11 protein-coding genes and 1 pseudogene are annotated in these 15,695 nt (G+C 75.3%); 7 read left to right on the forward strand and 5 right to left on the reverse strand.

Annotation, left to right across the window (positions count from 1 at the left end):
- Positions 1–63: 63 nt before the first annotated feature.
- Positions 64–1,680, forward strand: a complete 1,617-nt coding sequence (locus D7M15_RS06200; RefSeq protein WP_121516571.1) for an exopolysaccharide biosynthesis polyprenyl glycosylphosphotransferase — start codon at positions 64–66, stop codon at positions 1,678–1,680.
- Between the two features lie 62 nt (positions 1,681–1,742).
- Here the strand turns inward: D7M15_RS06200 and D7M15_RS06205 are convergent, their stop codons facing one another.
- Positions 1,743–2,705 (reverse strand): GDP-L-fucose synthase, encoded by a 963-nt coding sequence (locus D7M15_RS06205; RefSeq protein ID WP_121516572.1) that lies wholly within the window; start codon positions 2,703–2,705, stop codon positions 1,743–1,745.
- Between the two features lie 76 nt (positions 2,706–2,781).
- Here D7M15_RS06205 and gmd point away from each other — a divergent pair, with 76 nt between their 5' ends.
- The 4 genes from gmd (at position 2,782) to D7M15_RS06225 (ending at position 7,637) form a co-directional block, all read left to right on the forward strand.
- On the forward strand, positions 2,782–3,879 hold the full coding sequence (gmd, locus tag D7M15_RS06210; RefSeq protein ID WP_121516573.1) for a GDP-mannose 4,6-dehydratase: 1,098 nt from the start codon (positions 2,782–2,784) through the stop codon (positions 3,877–3,879).
- Positions 3,880–4,065: 186 nt separating this feature from the next.
- Entirely contained in the window at positions 4,066–6,213 is a 2,148-nt protein-coding gene (locus tag D7M15_RS06215) for a DNRLRE domain-containing protein (RefSeq protein ID WP_121516574.1), read from the forward strand.
- Positions 6,210–6,707 carry a hypothetical protein gene (locus D7M15_RS06220; protein ID WP_121516575.1) on the forward strand — a complete coding sequence of 166 codons (498 nt, stop codon included), beginning with the start codon at positions 6,210–6,212 and terminating at the stop codon, positions 6,705–6,707. The genes D7M15_RS06215 and D7M15_RS06220 overlap by 4 nt, the downstream gene beginning before the upstream one ends.
- Positions 6,708–6,755: 48 nt before the next feature.
- Positions 6,756–7,637, forward strand: coding sequence for a glycosyltransferase family 2 protein (locus D7M15_RS06225; RefSeq protein ID WP_121516576.1), 882 nt, complete (start codon positions 6,756–6,758; stop codon positions 7,635–7,637).
- Here the strand turns inward: D7M15_RS06225 and D7M15_RS06230 are convergent.
- Positions 7,621–8,778: a glycosyltransferase gene (locus D7M15_RS06230; RefSeq protein ID WP_121516577.1), complete on the reverse strand. Its 1,158-nt coding sequence runs from the start codon at positions 8,776–8,778 to the stop codon at positions 7,621–7,623. The two genes, D7M15_RS06225 and D7M15_RS06230, sit on opposite strands and share 17 nt — an antisense overlap.
- 344 nt (positions 8,779–9,122) lie before the next feature.
- Here D7M15_RS06230 and D7M15_RS06235 point away from each other — a divergent pair, with 344 nt between their 5' ends.
- Positions 9,123–10,541 (forward strand): hypothetical protein, encoded by a 1,419-nt coding sequence (locus tag D7M15_RS06235; RefSeq protein ID WP_165906362.1) that lies wholly within the window; start codon positions 9,123–9,125, stop codon positions 10,539–10,541.
- On the opposite strand, the gene D7M15_RS06240 is transcribed toward D7M15_RS06235, so the two are convergent.
- The 3 genes from D7M15_RS06240 to D7M15_RS06250 are packed head-to-tail and all read right to left on the reverse strand — an operon-like array spanning position 10,468 to position 15,073.
- On the reverse strand, positions 10,468–11,859 hold the full coding sequence (locus D7M15_RS06240) for a hypothetical protein (RefSeq protein ID WP_121520311.1): 1,392 nt from the start codon (positions 11,857–11,859) through the stop codon (positions 10,468–10,470). The genes D7M15_RS06235 and D7M15_RS06240 overlap by 74 nt on opposite strands.
- Positions 11,860–11,870: 11 nt before the next feature.
- The gene (locus tag D7M15_RS06245) at positions 11,871–13,703 is read right to left on the reverse strand and encodes a lipopolysaccharide biosynthesis protein (RefSeq protein ID WP_121516578.1); all 1,833 of its coding nucleotides are present in this window, start codon (positions 13,701–13,703) and stop codon (positions 11,871–11,873) included.
- A complete protein-coding gene (locus D7M15_RS06250; protein WP_121516579.1) occupies positions 13,700–15,073 on the reverse strand; it encodes a glycosyltransferase family 4 protein in 1,374 nt (457 codons plus the stop codon). Before D7M15_RS06250 ends, D7M15_RS06245 begins: the two co-directional genes overlap by 4 nt.
- 193 nt (positions 15,074–15,266) lie before the next feature.
- On the opposite strand from D7M15_RS06250, the pseudogene D7M15_RS06255 reads away from it, so the two are divergent.
- A pseudogene (locus D7M15_RS06255) lies at positions 15,267–15,674 on the forward strand (adenylyltransferase/cytidyltransferase family protein); the annotation flags it as partial.
- Between the last annotated feature and the right edge of the window lie 21 nt (positions 15,675–15,695).

Raw genomic sequence — 15,695 nt, forward strand, 5'->3', positions numbered from 1 at the left:
GACCCGGAACGGATACCCGCCGCGTCGGCACCCGAGGAGAAGCGCGCACCCGACGCACGGCCGATGCCCGGCAGCGGGCCGGCGCACGACCCGGCGCACGGCGCGGCGCCCGCGCCCGGCGACGGGCTGCGCCGCGTACGGGACAAGGCGGCCTGGTACGCGCCGACGGCCCTGCTCGTCGGCGTGCTGGGAACCGGGCTGCCGGTGCTGCTGGTGTACCGGGCGGCGGCGCAGCCGGGCCCCGGAGCCGCCGCCGTGACGGCGGTCGCCGTCTGGCAGGGCGTGCAGCTCGCGCACAACCGTTACGCCCACCGGTTCCTTGGCGAGTCCCGCGGCCTCGTCTCCGCGCTCCAGGACTGGCTCACGCTGCTCGGCGCGCTGGCCGTCATACGCGCCGCGACCGGTGAGAGTTCCGCGCCCGGGTACGCGCTGCTGGCCCTCGCCCCCGTCCTCGTGCTGACCGGCGCGCTGCGCGTGCTGACCCACCGGCACCTCACCGCGCAGCGGCGCGCGGCGCAGGCCGTCCGCCGCGCGCTGGTCGTCGGCGAGGCCGGGGCGGTGGACGAGGTCGTCGGGCAGCTGGCGTCCCGTACGGACCACGCGTACGTGGTGATAGGAGCGGTGGCGGTCGGTGACTCCGCCCTCCGCGGCGGCGTACCGGAGGCGGGACGGCTCAACGCGTCGCCGTACGGGCCCCACGAGCCCCACGGGCCGTACGCGGCGGGCGGCGCCGACCCGGCGGCGGGCACGGCCGTCGCGGCCGTCACGGCGGACGCCGGTGGCGGGCCCGGCGCCGAAGCCGGGGAGCCGGGGCCGGAGGCCCCGCGCGCGGCGGCGTACGCGGCGGACGGCGAAACGGTTCTGGACGCGGCGCGGCGCTACGGCGCCGAGGTCGTGCTCGTCGTGCCGGGCGCCCGCCTCGGCGGCGACCGGCTGCGCCGCCTGTCGTGGGCGGTGCAGGACGCGGGCCTGCACCTGGTGGTCGCCTCCGGGCTGACCGAGGTGGCGCTGCGCCGCGTACGGCTGGACACCGCCGCCGGACTGAACCTGCTGCACGTGGCGCCACCCGTACGGCGCGGCCCGCAGCTCGCCGCCAAGGGCGCGCTCGACCGGGCCGCCGCGGCGCTCCTCCTGCTGCTGCTGGCGCCGCTGTTCGCGGTGCTGGCGGCGGTCGTACGGCTCGGCTCACGCGGTCCGGCGCTCTACCGGCAGCGGCGGATCGGGCACCTGGGCGTCCCGTTCACGATGTGGAAGTTCCGCTCGATGGTGACGGACGCCGACCGGCTGCGGCCCCTGCTGGCGGCGGCGGACGAGCAGGACGGGCCCGCGTTCAAGATCCGCCGCGACCCGCGCGTGACGCGCGCGGGGCGGCTGCTGCGGCGCACGTCGCTGGACGAACTCCCGCAGCTGGTCAACGTGTTGCGCGGCGAGATGTCACTCGTCGGCCCGCGCCCGCCGCTGCCCGACGAGGTCGCCGCGTACGGGCAGGTCGAGCTGCGGCGGCTGCACGTGAAGCCGGGCATGACCGGACCGTGGCAGGTCGGCGGGCGTTCGGACCTGTCGTGGGACGAGAGCCTGGCGCTGGACCTGCGGTACGCGGACAACTGGTCGCTCACCACCGACGTGGACGTGCTCGCCCGCACCTTCCGCGCGGTGGCCGACGGCCGCGGGGCGTACTGATGCGGCGCGTACCGACGCGGGCCCGACCGGCCCGCGCCGCGCGGCCGTCCGACGCGCCACGCCTACGCGGGCGCGCCCTCCGCCCCGGACCGCAGCCACCACTCGTACGTGTCGCGGATGCCGTCGGCCAGCGCCACGCGCGGGGTGAAGCCGAGCCGCGTCAGCCGCGACACGTCCAGCAGCTTGCGCGGCGTCCCGTCGGGCTTCGAGGTGTCGAAGGCGATCCGGCCGGTGTAGCCGACCACGTCCCGTACGGTCTCGGCGAGTTCGCGGATGGTGAGGTCCGTGCCACAGCCGACGTTCACGGGCCGCTCGTCGTCGTACGTGCGCAGCAGCAGCCCGCACGCCCGCGCCAGGTCGTCGACGTGCAGGAACTCGCGGCGCGGTGTGCCGCTCCCCCACAGCACGACCTCCTCCCGCCCGTCCCGCGCGGCCTCGTGGAAGCGGCGGACCAGGGCGGGCAGGACGTGCGAGGTCTCCAGGTCGAAGTTGTCGCCGGGGCCGTAGAGGTTGGTGGGCATGGCGGAGATGTACGCGGCGCCGTACTGGCGCCGGTAGCCGCGCACCTGGGTGATCCCGGCGATCTTGGCGATGGCGTACGGCTCGTTGGTCTCCTCCAACGGGCCGGTGAGCAGCGCCTCCTCGGTGATCGGCTGGGGCGCCAGCCGCGGGTAGATGCAGGACGAGCCGAGGAACAGCAGCCGGGGGACACCGGCCGCGTGCGCGCCGCCGATGACGCTCAGCTGGATGCGGAGGTTGTCCTCCAGGAACGGCACGGGGTACGTCTTGTTGGCCATGATGCCGCCCACCCGGGCGGCCGCCAGCACGACGGCGTCGGGCCGTACGTCCCGCAGGTACGCCCCCGTCGACTCGGCGTCGCGCAGGTCGAGTTCGGCCCGCGCGCGCGTCAGCACCTCGTGGCCCTCGGCGGCCAGGTGCCGGGCGACGGCGGAGCCGACCAGGCCGCGGTGGCCCGCGACGAAGATCCGCGCGCGGGGCGGCAGCAACAGTCTCGGTGGCGTCATACCACCGGATTCTGCCAGCGCGTCGAGCGCGGCGGACGACGGATCCCGACCACACATCCCGAACAGGGGGCACACGATGGCTGACGGCACCGGCGACGGACCCGGCGGTACGGGCGCTACGGGCGGCGGTGCGGACGGTTCCGACCGTACGCGTCCGACGCGTGGCAGGACCGCCCTGATCACCGGCGTCACCGGCCAGGACGGCTCGTACCTCGCCGAACTGCTGCTGTCGAAGGGCTACACGGTGCACGGCCTCGTCCGCCGCTCCTCGTCCTTCAACACCGCCCGCCTGGACCACTTCTACCAGGACCCGCACGAGTCGGAGCGGTCGCTGATCCTGCACCACGCCGACCTCACCGACGGCGTCGCGCTGGTCAACCTCCTGCGGGACCTGGCGCCGGACGAGGTCTACAACCTCGGCGCGCAGTCGCACGTACGGGTCTCCTTCGACGCCCCCCTCTACACCGGGGACGTCACCGCGATGGGCGCGCTGCGGCTGCTGGAGGCGGTGCGGGCGAGCGGCATCGACACCCGCGTCTACCAGGCGTCGTCCTCGGAGATGTTCGGCGCGGCCCCGCCCCCGCAGCACGAGCGCACACCGTTCCACCCGCGCAGCCCGTACGGCTGCGCCAAGGTCTTCGGCTACTGGTCGACGGTCAACTACCGTGAGGCGTACGGTCTGTTCGCCTGCAACGGCATCCTCTTCAACCACGAGTCCCCGCGCCGCGGCGAGACGTTCGTGACCCGCAAGATCACGCGCGCGGTGGCCCGTATCCGCGCGGGGCTCCAGGAGACGCTGTACCTCGGCAACCTGGACGCCGTACGCGACTGGGGCTACGCGCCCGAGTACGTCGAGGCGATGTGGCGCATGCTCCAGCACGACGAGCCGGACGACTTCGTCGTGGCCACCGGGGAGGCGGCGTCCGTACGGGACTTCCTCGACGCGTCGTTCCGGGCGGCGGGGATGGAGTGGCGGGAGCACGTGCGGTTCGACCCGAAGTACGAACGGCCCAGCGAGGTCGACGCGTTGATCGGGGACGCGGAGAAGGCGGAGCGGCTGCTCGGCTGGAAACCGCGGGTGCGCTGGGAGGAGTTGGCGCGGATCATGGTCGAGGCGGACATCGACGCGCTGGACGCGGAGCTGGCCGGGGCGACGGTCCGCGTCGACCGGTGAGCGGGCGACGGGCGTACGGGCGCGGGAAGTCGCGGGCGTACGGGCGCGGGCGGCGGGCCCGGCGGGTGACGTACGGGTGACGTACGGGGCGCGGCGGGCGCAGTAGCAGGCACGACGGCACGTCGGACACAGGCACGGCGGGCACGAGCACGGCGACAGGCACGGCGGCGGCAAGAGGTGGGGATCATGGGCAGAGCGGTGGCGGGCAGCGGCGGCGGCCTCGGGAGACGGCTCCGGGCGGCGCGGCCCCGGGCGGGGGGCGGCGCGCGGAAGGCCGCCGTGGTCGGCACGGCGCTGGCCGTGGCGTTCGGCGGCTGGAGCGGCGTACAGCTGGTCAACGCCGACCGGGCGCGGGCGGTGACCCCGCCCGTCGGCTTCACCGCCGACGACCTGCCGACCTGGCAGACCAACGGCGTGGTCTGGGCGATGGCGCAGCAGGACGGGGTGGTCTTCGCGGGCGGCACGTTCTCCGCGATCCGGCCGCCGGGCGCGGAGGCGGGCAGCAGCGAGCGCGCCGCCGTGAACTTCGCGGCGTTCGACGCGGCGACCGGCGCCCCCACCGACTGCAAGCTGAGCTTCACCGTCGGCAGCGGCGGCGCGACCGTACGGGCCCTGGAGGTGTCGCCGGACGGCAGGACGCTCTACGCGGGCGGCAAGTTCGGCTCCGTCAACGGCACCCCCGTCAGCAACGTGGCGGCCGTCGACATCGCCTCCTGCACCGTCAAGAGCGGCTTCAAGGTGTCGGTCTCGGCGACCGTACGGACCCTGGACGTCACCGCCGACACCGTCTACCTCGGCGGCGACTTCCTCACCGTCGCGGGCCAGTCCCGCAGCCGCTTCGCCGCCGTCAGCACCGGCGGCGCGCTCCGCGCGTGGAACCCGAACGCCGACAAGGTCGCCCGCGCCCTGGAGGTCACCCCGGACGGCCGACACGTCGTCCTCGGCGGCGACTTCGACACGGTCGGCGGCAAGTCCTCGCACGCGCTGGCCGTCGTCGACTCGTCGGCGGGGGCGGTGAAGAAGGCGTACGGGTCGACGTTCATCCACCGCGCCTCCGTCATCAAGGGCATGACGATGGACGACGACACCGTCTACACCGCGCACGAGGGCAACGGCACCGGCGTCTTCGACGGCCGGATCGCCCTCGGCCTCGACGACTTCGAGCAGCGCTGGCGCGACACCTGCCTCGGCGCCACGCAGGACCTCGCCGTGCACGACTCGGTGCTCTACAGCGTGTCGCACGCGCACAACTGCTCCAGCATGGGCCAGTTCCCCGAACTGCGGGAGCGGCAGCACCTGTTGGCCGAGTCGACCGACAACCCGAAGCCGCTGCTGTCCTGGTTCCCGGACACCGACGACGGGCCGTCCGGCACCGAGCAGATCGGCCCGCGCGCCATGGTCGCCTCCCGCAGCGGCGACACCGACTACATGTGGGTCGGCGGCGAGTTCACCCGGATCGTCACGCACGGGAACATGAAGCAGCAGGGCCTCGTACGGTTCGCGGACGGCCCCGACACCGGGGCGCCCAGCGTGCCCGACGAGGTGACGGCGGCCAACGCCTCCGGCGGTGACGTGAAGCTCAGCTGGCAGGCGGCGCTCGACGAGGACGACAGCAGGCTGACGTACCGGGTCTACCGGAACGGCTCCACCACACCCGTCGGCACCGTCACCGCCGACTCGGTGTTCTGGAAGCGGCCCACCGTGACCTTCACCGACAAGGACGCCGACAGCGGCACCGCGTACTCCTACCGCGTCACCGCCTCCGACGCCGGGGACGCCAACACCAGCGCCCGGTCCACGGCCGCCACGGTGACCACGCCGGGCACCCCGAAGCAGACCACCGTCACCCGCGAGGCCACCGCCGACGCGTACGTCAACGGCGCCTCCACCGGCACCAACTACGGCACGCACCAGCAGCTCGCGGTGCGCGGCACGGCGGCGTACGAGACGTACGCGCGGTTCTCGCTGCCCGCGGCGCCCAGCGGCATGAAGCTCACCAAGGCGCAGCTCGGCGTGACCACGAGCAACGACCCGAACGCCGCCTCCGCCGACTCCCACCGGGTGCGGCTGGTCACCGGCGGCTGGACGGAGGCGGGGGTCACGTACGCCACCCGGCCGTCCCTGGACGGCACCACGCTGGGCACCCTGGCGGGCGCCGCGCAGGCCAACACCGAGCAGGCGGTCACCCTCGACCCGGCGGCGCTCACCCCGAAGCTGGGCGGCACCCTCGACCTGGCGCTGACCGGCACCGGCACGGACAGCCTGTGGCTCTGGTCGAAGGACCGGTCGGCGGCCTCGGGGCCGCGGCTGACCCTCACGTTCGAGGTGCCGTGAGCACCCGTACGCTCCCCGGCGCCGCGGCGGTCCTGGTGACGGCCGCCGCGGTGCTGCTCGCGGGCTGCTCCGGCGGCGGGGACGGCAAGGACGGGGGCTCGGGTGCGCGGCCCTCGGCGGCGAGCACGCCCACGGCGGGCACGGGCGGCGAGGACGGCACGGGTACGGAGGACGGGGAGGACGCCGAGGAGCCCGACCGGGACGAGGCGGCCAAGGGCCCGAAGGTGCCGGAGGCCGAACTCACCCCGGCCACCGGCTCGTTCAGCAAGAAGCAGAAGAAGTACCTGGTCGACCGGGTGCCCGAGGGCATGGACCCGGCGGCCGTCCTCGAAGCGGGCACCGCCGCCTGCGACCGCATCGGCACGACCGCCGACGCCGACCGCGAGGCGGCCGTCAGCGCCCTGAAGGAGGGCGAGATCGCCAACGCGGAGGCGGCCGTCGACCACCTCTGCCCGGAGTACGAGCCGCTGCTGAAGGCCGCCGGTCTGAAGTGACGCACGGCGGGCCCGGAGCCACGGGCCCGCACGAGGAGGAGCACACGCGTGGAGAAGCTGCCGATCGTCGTCGCGATCCCGACGAAGAACGAGGCGGAGAACATCACGACGACCGTCCGCTCGGTCGTCGACCACTTCGAGTCCGTCGTCGTCGTCGACTCCGACAGCACCGACGACACCCGGGCGCTCGCCGAGAAGGCGGGCGCCGAGGTGCTGCCGTACGTCTGGGACGGGCGCTACCCGAAGAAGAAGCAGTGGTGCCTGGAGCACGTCCGCCCCGAACGGGACTGGCTGCTGTTCCTCGACGGCGACGAGACGCCGAGCCCCGAACTCCTCGCCGAGCTGCGGCGGATCTTCACGGTGCCGCCGGGCCGCGCGGTGCGCCCGGCCGCGTTCGACGTCCCCCTCGGCTACTGGTTCGGGGGCCGCCGCCTGCGGCACGGCCACACCATCGTCAAACGGGCGCTGCTGGACCGTACGCGCAGCCGCTTCCCCGAGCCCGACGACCTGGCCGCGCCGGGCATGGGCGAGCAGGAGGGGCACTACCAGCCGCTCGTCGACGAGGGCGCCACCGTCGCCAGGCTGCGGTCGCCCATCGAGCACCGGGACCTGGACCCGGTGCGGACGTGGTTCGACCGGCACAACCGCTACTCCGACTGGGAGGCGTGGCTGGAGCACCACCCGGAGGTGCGGGAGCAGATCCGGCGGGCGAAGACCCGGCAGGGGCAGCTGTTCCACCGGGCGCCGTTCAAGCCGCTGATGTCGTTCGGCTACGCGTACGTGTTCCGGCGCGGCTTCCTCGACGGGCGCGCGGGCCTGGACTACGCCCTGGCCATGAGCTTCTACCGGTGGCAGATCGGGCTCAAGGCCAGGGAGCTGCGGCAGGCCGAACGGGCTGCGGACGCCCCGCCGTTCAGTGCTCCGCGATGACCCGCTCGTAGATCCCGTGCAGGGTCTCCACCACCCCGTCGACGGTGAACTCGTCGCGGACCAGCTCCCACGCGGCCCGCGACGCCGCCCGGTTGGCCGCCGGTTCCAGCAGCTCCAGGATCGCGCGGCCGACCAGCTCGCCGTTGTCGGCGTCGGGACGGCTGTCCACCACCCGTCCCGCGCCCGCGGCGGCCACGTCGGGCGCCAGCCCGCCCGTACCGGTCACCACCACGGGCAGCCCCACGGACATCGCCTCCAGCACGGAGACGGCGAACGGCTCGACCACGGACGGCAGTACGTACACGTCCGCGCTCCGCAGCCGCTTCAGCACGTCCGCGTGGTCGAGCGCGCCCACGTACTCCACGGCGTGGCCCACGCCCAGCCGCCGGGCCAGCGCCAGCATGTCCCCGGCCAGCGCGCCGGTGTCCGGCCCGGCCAGCACGAAGCGCGCGTCGGGGTACCGCGCCAGCACGGTGGGCACGGCCGCCACGAAGTCCTGCGGGCGCTTGCGCTCCTGCACCCGGGCGACGTACAGCACGGTGGGCGCGGCCGGGTCGCCGTCCGTACGGGGCGACTTGATCGGCTGCGGCTGGACCCCGTTGACGAGCCGGTACGCGGGTGCCATCGGCTCCGGGGCCACCACGGCGCGGGTGTCGTCGCGTTCCCGCTCGGTGAGGTGGAGGACGGCGTCGGCGCGCTTCAGGACGCGGCGCAGGCCGAGGACGTCCACGAGCTGCGCGACGCGCTTCTCCGTCGGGTCGATCATGCCGTGCGTCTGGAGGACCAGCGGCCGCCCGCACCGGAGCGCGATCAGCGCCAGCGGCAGCGTGACCAGGTCCCGCATCAGGTGCACGTGCACGACGTCGGCGGAGCGCACCAGCCGCCGCGCGTCGGCGAGCAGCGCGGGCGAGGTGATGCCGCTGACCTCGAACCGGGGCAGCACGTGCCGCGCCTGGTACAGCCGCGCGGGCACCCCGTCCACCTCGCGCGGCAGCGGCCCGTCGAACCCGTCCCCGAGCGCGACGACGGCCGCCTGGACGCCCCGCGCGCGCAGTCCCCGCGAGAGGTTCAGCGCGACGCGGGTCGGCCCGCCGAAGTCGTGCGTGGGCGTGTGGAGCGTGACGGCGTGCAGGACCTTCAACGGAATCCCCTCCCCAGAGTCCCCGAATCCCCGAACGCGCACTCCCCAGGGCGCGTTCGGCCCAGCTTAACGGCGGCGTCACCCGGGCGACGCGGAACGCGGGGCGCGGTCGCGCCACTCGGTAGACTGCGCCGGGGCAGGCGAAGGGGGGCGGCCGCATGACGCTGGACACCGCGCCCGGCACCCGCCGTCCCGGCGGCACGGGCGGACCCGGCAGGCCGGGCGGCACGGGCGGTACGGGTGGCACCGGCCGTACGGTCCCGCCGTACGACCCCGCCGAGCTGCGCCGCTCCACCCCCCGCGCCGCGCTGTCCCGCGCCCTCGCCGTGCCGCTCGTGCTCGGCATGGTCGCCGTACTGCCGGGCGCCGTCGCCACGCAGCCCGGTCCGGGCGTACGGGACACCGCGTTCTGGCTCCAGCTCACCCTGTGCTGCTACGCGGGCGCGCGCCTGTCCTCGATGGTGCTCACCGCCCGGCGGCGGCTGATCCAGGGCTCGTTCTGGCTGTTCACGTACATCGCGATGGGGGTCGCGCCGCTCGCGCAGACCGTGCTGGACCGGACGCCGACGCCCGTGGTGGGGCCGCGCTCCGACACGGTGCTGGCGGTCGCGCTGGTGCTGTGCGGGGTCGTCGCCTTCGACGTGGGCGCGCTGCTGGCCCGGCACCGGCCCGCGCCGCGCCGCAGGCGGGCGCGGGGACCGGCGTCGGTGCACCGGCCGCGGCTGTACGCGCTGGTGCTGTTCTCGTACGCCGCCAGCGCGCTGATGGTCGTCCAACTCGGCGGCGTGGGCGTGTTCTTCAGCAGCCGCGAGGAGATCGGCGCGAGCGTCGGCGCGGCCACCGGCGCCGCCGCGGCGGACGCCGCCGCGTCGCAGGCCGGTTCGGCGTTCCTGCGGGGCTTCGGCACGGTGCCGGTGCTGCTCTCGTTGCTGTTCCTGACGCGCTGGCTGGTGACGTCGCGGACGGCGCGGCGCAGGCCGCTGGTGATCGGGCTGTGGACGGTGACGCTCGGCGTCAACGTGATCGTCAACAACCCGGTTTCCAACCCGCGTTACTGGTTCCTCACGGTGCTGTTCGCGCTGCTGTTCACGGCCTTCCCGCGCAGCCCCGTGATGTACCGCGGCGCGCTGGCGCTCGGCGCGGTCGTCGCGCTGGTCGTCTTCCCGTACGCGGACCGCTTCCGCTACGCCGAGGACGCCGCGCGGCCCGAGACGGAGTCCGTGCTGGAGCCGTTGACGCTCAAGGACTACGACCAGATCGGCATGTTCGCCAACACCATCTCGTACGCCGACGCCGGGGAGGGCCACACCTACGGGCGGCAGGCGGCCGGGACGGTGCTGTTCTTCGTGCCGCGCTCCGTGTGGACCGGGAAACCGGAGGACACGGGCGTGCGCGTCGGCCAGTGGATGGGCATGCGCAACACCAACCTGTCGGCGCCGCTCTGGGCCGAACTGTGGCTGGACTTCGGCCCGTTGGGCATGACCGGCGGTTTCCTCGCCGCCGGGTACGTGGCGTCGCGCGCGGACCGGCGGTACGTACGGCACACGGCGGCGGGCACCGGGTACGCGCCGGGCGCCGTCGCCGCGATCGTCACCCCGCTCGTCGCGGGCTACGGCTTCATCCTGCTGCGCGGCCCGCTGCTCCAGGCCATGGGGCGCATCGGCATCGCCGTGGTGTGCCTGACGCTGGTCACGACGTTCCGTACGGAGGAGCGGGCAGGTCCGGGCCGCCGGGGGAACGCGGCGCGGAAGCTGCTGCGCTGACGGGGCCGTCCGGGTCGGTGGGTACGGCGCCCGGGATGCGCAGCACGCGCCGCACGCGCCGCCAGCTCGCCGCCGCCTTGCACACCGAGCCCAGGCAGAGGCCCCACGCGGCGCCCGGCACACCGCCGAGCGCGTAGCCGCCGAGCAGGAAGCAGACCGTCAGCGACGAGAACGCCACCTGGATGGGCAGCGTCGTACGGGGGCGCAGCACGCGCAGCGCGAGGAGGCCGCACGTGCCGAGCGCCATCGCCGCGTACTGGCTCCCCGTGGCGGGCAGCAGCGCCGACGCGGCGGACCAGGTGTCGCCGAGGAGCATCCGCCCGTACCGGTCCGGCAGCAGCACCAGCGTCAGCGCCCACAGCGCCGCGACGGCCGCGAGCACGCCGCCCGCCGCCGCGGCGGCGCGGGCGGAGCGGCGGGGGCCGCCCGCGCGGCGCAGCAGCGGCGGGCCGAAGCCGGTGGCGGCGTTGAACAGCACGTTCATCGGGCCGAACAGCGTGGTGGCGCCGCGCAGCGCGCCGACGGCCAGCGGGTTGGCCCACAACCCGAGGGCGATGACGGCGAGTTGGGTCCCGGCGTTGCCCACGGCGAACTCCAGGGCGAAGCGCACCCCGAGGTGGCCGCGGCCCAGGTAGCGGCGCACGCCCGGCCGTACGGACACCGGTACGGGCCCGGCCTCGGCACCGGCTCCCGTGGGCTCCGCCGCACCGGTGGGCTCCGCCGCACCGTCCGCGCCGCCGCCGCGACCGGCGCGGAGCAGCAGCAGGAGGCCCAGCAGCAGCGCCGGGAGCGCCGACGCGCCCCACACCGCGATCATCCGGTCCGCGCCCGCCCCGCGCGGCTGCGCGCCCAGCGCCGCCACCGCACCGGCGAGCCGCAGCACGTCCGCCGCCAGCGCGTGGTGCGGGCGTTGGAGCGCGGAGAACGCGTACCGCAGGCAGTCGTGCGTCAGCACCACCGGCAGCACCAGCGCCAGCGCGCCCAGCCCGGCCGCGAGCCGCCCCTCGAAGCCCGTCGCCGCCCACAGCGCGACGCCGCACACGGCGGCGACCGCCGTCGACGCCAGCGCGGTGAACGCGACGGCCGCGCGGCACGCCGCGCGCACCACGTGCGCCGGGCCGCGTTCCAGTACGAGGGCCTGCCCCACGTAGCCGACGCTGAGGCCCAGCAGCACCGTGAACACCGTGTAGACCACGGAGAACGCGGCGAACCCGGCCGCGGTGCTCTGCCGCGCCGCGACCACCAGCACCGCGATGTTCGTGAGCGCGGAGACGCCCTGGTCCGCGACGGAGCAGGCCACCGCGGCGCGGGTGCGCAGCGGCCGGGCGGTCACGGCTGCGAGTTGCGTTCTTCGAGGTCGGCCGGGTCCACGATGCGCAGGCCCCCGGTGTCGACGCCCACGTCGCGGTGCGCGTACGGCACGCCCTGGCGCGTACGGTCCCCGGACCGCCCGTCGCCGCGCCCGTCCGTCCGGGCGCCGCCCGGCGCCCCGCCCGCGCCCGGGTCCGCCGCGCGTCCGCGCCCGCGGCCCGCCGTCACGCGGGGCCGGGCGCGCTCCGCGCCGATGCCCGTACCGCCGTGGTCGCCGCCCTCCCCGGCCCGGGTCTCGCCCGCGCCGTACGAGTGCAGCACCGCGCCGAGCAGTATGCCGCCCGCGCCGACGACCAGTTCCCGCACCCGGTCCAGGTCGTCGCGGCGCACCTCGCGGGGGTCGCAGACGACCAGCACGCCGTCCACGCGGTCGGTGAGCGCGATGGCGTCGGCGTACGACAGGACGGCGGGCGCCAGCACCACCAGCACCGAGTCGCGGGCGTCGGCCTGCGCGATGAGCTGGGTGGCGGCGACGGAGGTCAGCGCGCGCGGCACGTTCCGCACGCGGTGGCCCGGCACCAGGTCGAAGTAGCCGGACTCGCCCGCGTCGATGGGGACGCGGCGGCCCGCGGGCCAGCCGGTGTTGCTGTGCTCGGGGGCGCGGGCCCAGCCCGGTCGGCCGCCGTCCGCGTGGTGCAGCTGGTCGGTGAGGGTGGGGGTGCGCAGGTCGGCCTCGACGAGCAGCACGTCCTTGCCCATCTCCGCGAACGCGGCCGACAGGTTGACGGACGCGGCCAGCGCCGTCTCGATGCTGCCGCGCGGCGCGACGACGAGCAGCCGGCGGCGTTCCGCGAAGACCTCGTCGTACGCCAGCCGGAAGGCCACCGAGCGGTACTCCTCCGCGAGCCGCCCCTCCGCCAGCAGCGTGTCCGGCTGCCCGCGCCGCAGCGGCGGCAGGGTGCCCAGGACGGGCGCGCGCAGGGCCCGTACGACGTCGCCCTGCGAACGTACCGTCGGGTCGAAGACCAGCCGCACCCACGCGGCGAGCATGCCGAGCCCGACGCCGACGGCGGCGCCGAGGCCCAGCAGCAGCAACAGGCCCGGCCCGGCGGGGGACTTGGGCGGCGTGGCGGTCGACACGACGGTGCCGGGCGTCGTGTCGAGCGCCTCCAGCTTGCCGATGTCGCTGTTGATCTCCGCGATACGGCCCACCACGGACGTCTGCGCCGACAGCGCCGAGTCCAGCGCCCGCCCCTCGGACAGGCCGCCCATCTCCTCGGCCAGCCGGTCGCGTTCCTCCTCCAGCGGGGCGCGCTGCTCCCGGTAGGAGAGGACCATGTGCTCGATCAGCCGGTCGGTGCCGAACTGCCGGTTGTCCAGGTACGCCCGCGCGAACGCGTCGGCGCGCTCGGCGGCCTTCTTCGGGCCGTCCGCGGTGTACTCGAAGCGCAGCACCACCGTGTTCGGCGGGTTGACGACCTGGAGGTCGCGGCCCAGCCTGCGGGCGTTGCCCGACCCGTCGGACTCCCCCAGCTTCTCGGCGGCGAGCTTCGCGACGACCTGGCTCAGCGCGGTGCGCCGCTCCGAGCCCATGCTGATCTCCGTCTTCCCGGCCCCGCTGTCGGCGAGCGGGTCGGTGGTGGTGGAGCGTACGGTCACCTCGGTCGACGCCGCGTACGAGTCGCCGCCGGTGATCCCCAGCCAGGCGCCGCCGAGCAGGCCGACCGCCAGGCCCAGCGCGATCAGCGTGCGGTAGCGCAGGAGCTGTCTGAACTGCTCGCGGAGCAGGTCCGGTTCGTCGTACGCGTGCACGCCGCGGGTGTCCTCCCGCGTGCCGCCGCCGTCCGTCATGCGCTGGCCCCCTTCTCCGGCACGCCCGGCCCGGCGGCGCGCCCCGGGGAGCGTACTGCGGGGTGGCCGGGGGTGCTCCCGCCGGTCCCCTCCACTCCCGTCGCGGGGCCCGCCGCGCCCCGGGGGGGTCCGGCGGCGTGCGCCGCGACCGCCTCGTCGAGCAGGTCGGTGATCCGGGCGAGCCCGGCGGCGCGGCTCAGCCGCGAGGCGACGTAGCCGGGGCCGTGCGCCCCGAGCGCGTCCGCCGCGTCCGGGTCGGCGGCCAACTCCCGTACGGCCGCGGCGAACGCCTTCGGGTCCTCCGGCGGCACCAGCCTGCCCGCGCCCGAGCGGCGCACCTCCTCGGCGGTGCCGCCCGCGTCCGCGACGGAGGCGAGGACGGGGCGGCCGGTGGCGAAGTACGAGGTGAGCTTGGACGGCACGCTCATGTCCAGGACGGACGCCCGCTGGGTGACGGCGAGGACGTCGGCGGCGGCCAGGGTGTCGGGGAAGTCGGCGTCGGCGGCGGGCGGCAGGAAGTCGACGTTGGGCAGTCCGGCGGCGAGGGCGCGCAGCCGCGCGTGCTGGTTCCCGTCGCCCATCAGCACGATCCGCAGCCCCGGATCGCGGCGGGCGGTGTCGACCAGCACGTCGAGGCCCTGCTTCAGCCCCATGTTCCCGGAGTGGAGGACGACGGTGCGCCCGTCGTCCCAGCCGAGGCGCCGCCGGGTCTGCGCGCGGGGCCGCGAAGGGGCGGGCACGTGCGACCAGTTGGGCACCAGCCGTATCCGCTCGCGCGGCACACCCATCGCGGCGACCCGGTCGACGAAGCTCTCGTGGATGACGCCGGTGAGCGTCGCGGCGCGCAGCACCCGCCGTTCGACGGCCGCCGCGACGGCCGCCGCGCGGTCCCCGCCGCGTATCCCGCTCTGCGCCGCCGCCGCGCCCATCAGGTCCTGCACGACGGGCACGAACGGCGCGCCGTGCCGCCGCGCGAGCCGCGCGCCGAGCAACCCGCCCGCGAGGCTGGGCAGTTGGGCCAGTACCGCCTGTACGGGCCCACCCGTGCGGGGTGGCGCGACCAGGCCGTGCGCGAGGATCGACGCCTCGTACAGCGCCCGCCGTACGGCCGTCTGCCGCGCGGGCACCGTGTGCCGCCTGCGGTGGACGCGGACCCCGGCGCGGTCCTCGACCGTGCGCCACACGCCCCGGTAAGCGGGGTCGACGCGCCACGCGGGGTAGTGCGGCAGACCGGCCAGCACGTGCGCCTCGGTGGCCGCGTCGGACGCCCAGTGCTCGGCGATCTGCGTGGCGTACGGGCCGATACCGGCCTGCTCCGGCGCGTAGTTGGTGGACACCAGCAGCAGACGCCGTACGGGCTGCACCGCCATGACGGTTCCCCTCCCCCTCAATTCCCCCGATCAGCACTTTAGCGGTACGTCGTACACCATCCGCACGACTTCACCCCGTTGTGTTCTCCTTGTGGTTGGATCGGTGTCACCGCCGCGCCCGGCCCGCGTCATCCGCGTCGCCAGGGCCGCCGTGGCGCGCCGAGTTCGCTGAGTTCCGTGGGGGGAATGGCGGATGAGTCAGACCGTGGGCTACGCGCCCGGAGCGTACGACCTGTTCCACGTGGGGCACCTCAACCTGCTGCGGCACGCCCGCGACCGCTGCGACTACCTGGTCGCGGGCGTCGTCTCGGACGAGATGGCCGCGCGCGCCAAGGGGCGGCCGCCGGTGGTGCCGCTGGTGGAGCGGCTGGAGATCGTCCGCAGCATCCGCTTCGTGGACGCCGCGTTCGTGGAGACCGTGCCGGACAAGCTGGAGACCTGGCAGCAGGTCCGTTTCGACGTGCTGTTCAAGGGCGACGACTGGCGGGGCACCCCGAAGGGCGACAAGCTGGAGGCGGACTTCCGCACGGTGGGCGTGGAGGTCGTCTACTTCCCGTACACGGTGCACACGTCCAGCACCCAACTGCGGCGCGCCCTCGACGCGTTGACCGGCCCGGTGCCG

The organism is Streptomyces sp. Z26, from assembly GCF_003665095.1.
GTDB lineage: Bacteria > Actinomycetota > Actinomycetes > Streptomycetales > Streptomycetaceae > Streptomyces > Streptomyces phytohabitans.

What these genes read in the sequence shown, in the direction of transcription:
- D7M15_RS06200 (WP_121516571.1), top strand. Translation starts at nt 64, where the DNA reads ATGCCCGGCAGCGGGCCGGCGCACGACCCGGCGCACGGCGCGGCGCCC.
- D7M15_RS06205 (WP_121516572.1), bottom strand. Translation starts at nt 2,705, where the DNA reads ATGACGCCACCGAGACTGTTGCTGCCGCCCCGCGCGCGGATCTTCGTC.
- gmd (WP_121516573.1), top strand. Translation starts at nt 2,782, where the DNA reads ATGGCTGACGGCACCGGCGACGGACCCGGCGGTACGGGCGCTACGGGC.
- D7M15_RS06215 (WP_121516574.1), top strand. Translation starts at nt 4,066, where the DNA reads ATGGGCAGAGCGGTGGCGGGCAGCGGCGGCGGCCTCGGGAGACGGCTC.
- D7M15_RS06235 (WP_165906362.1), top strand. Translation starts at nt 9,123, where the DNA reads ATGGTCGCCGTACTGCCGGGCGCCGTCGCCACGCAGCCCGGTCCGGGC.
- D7M15_RS06245 (WP_121516578.1), bottom strand. Translation starts at nt 13,703, where the DNA reads ATGACGGACGGCGGCGGCACGCGGGAGGACACCCGCGGCGTGCACGCG.
- D7M15_RS06250 (WP_121516579.1), bottom strand. Translation starts at nt 15,073, where the DNA reads ATGGCGGTGCAGCCCGTACGGCGTCTGCTGCTGGTGTCCACCAACTAC.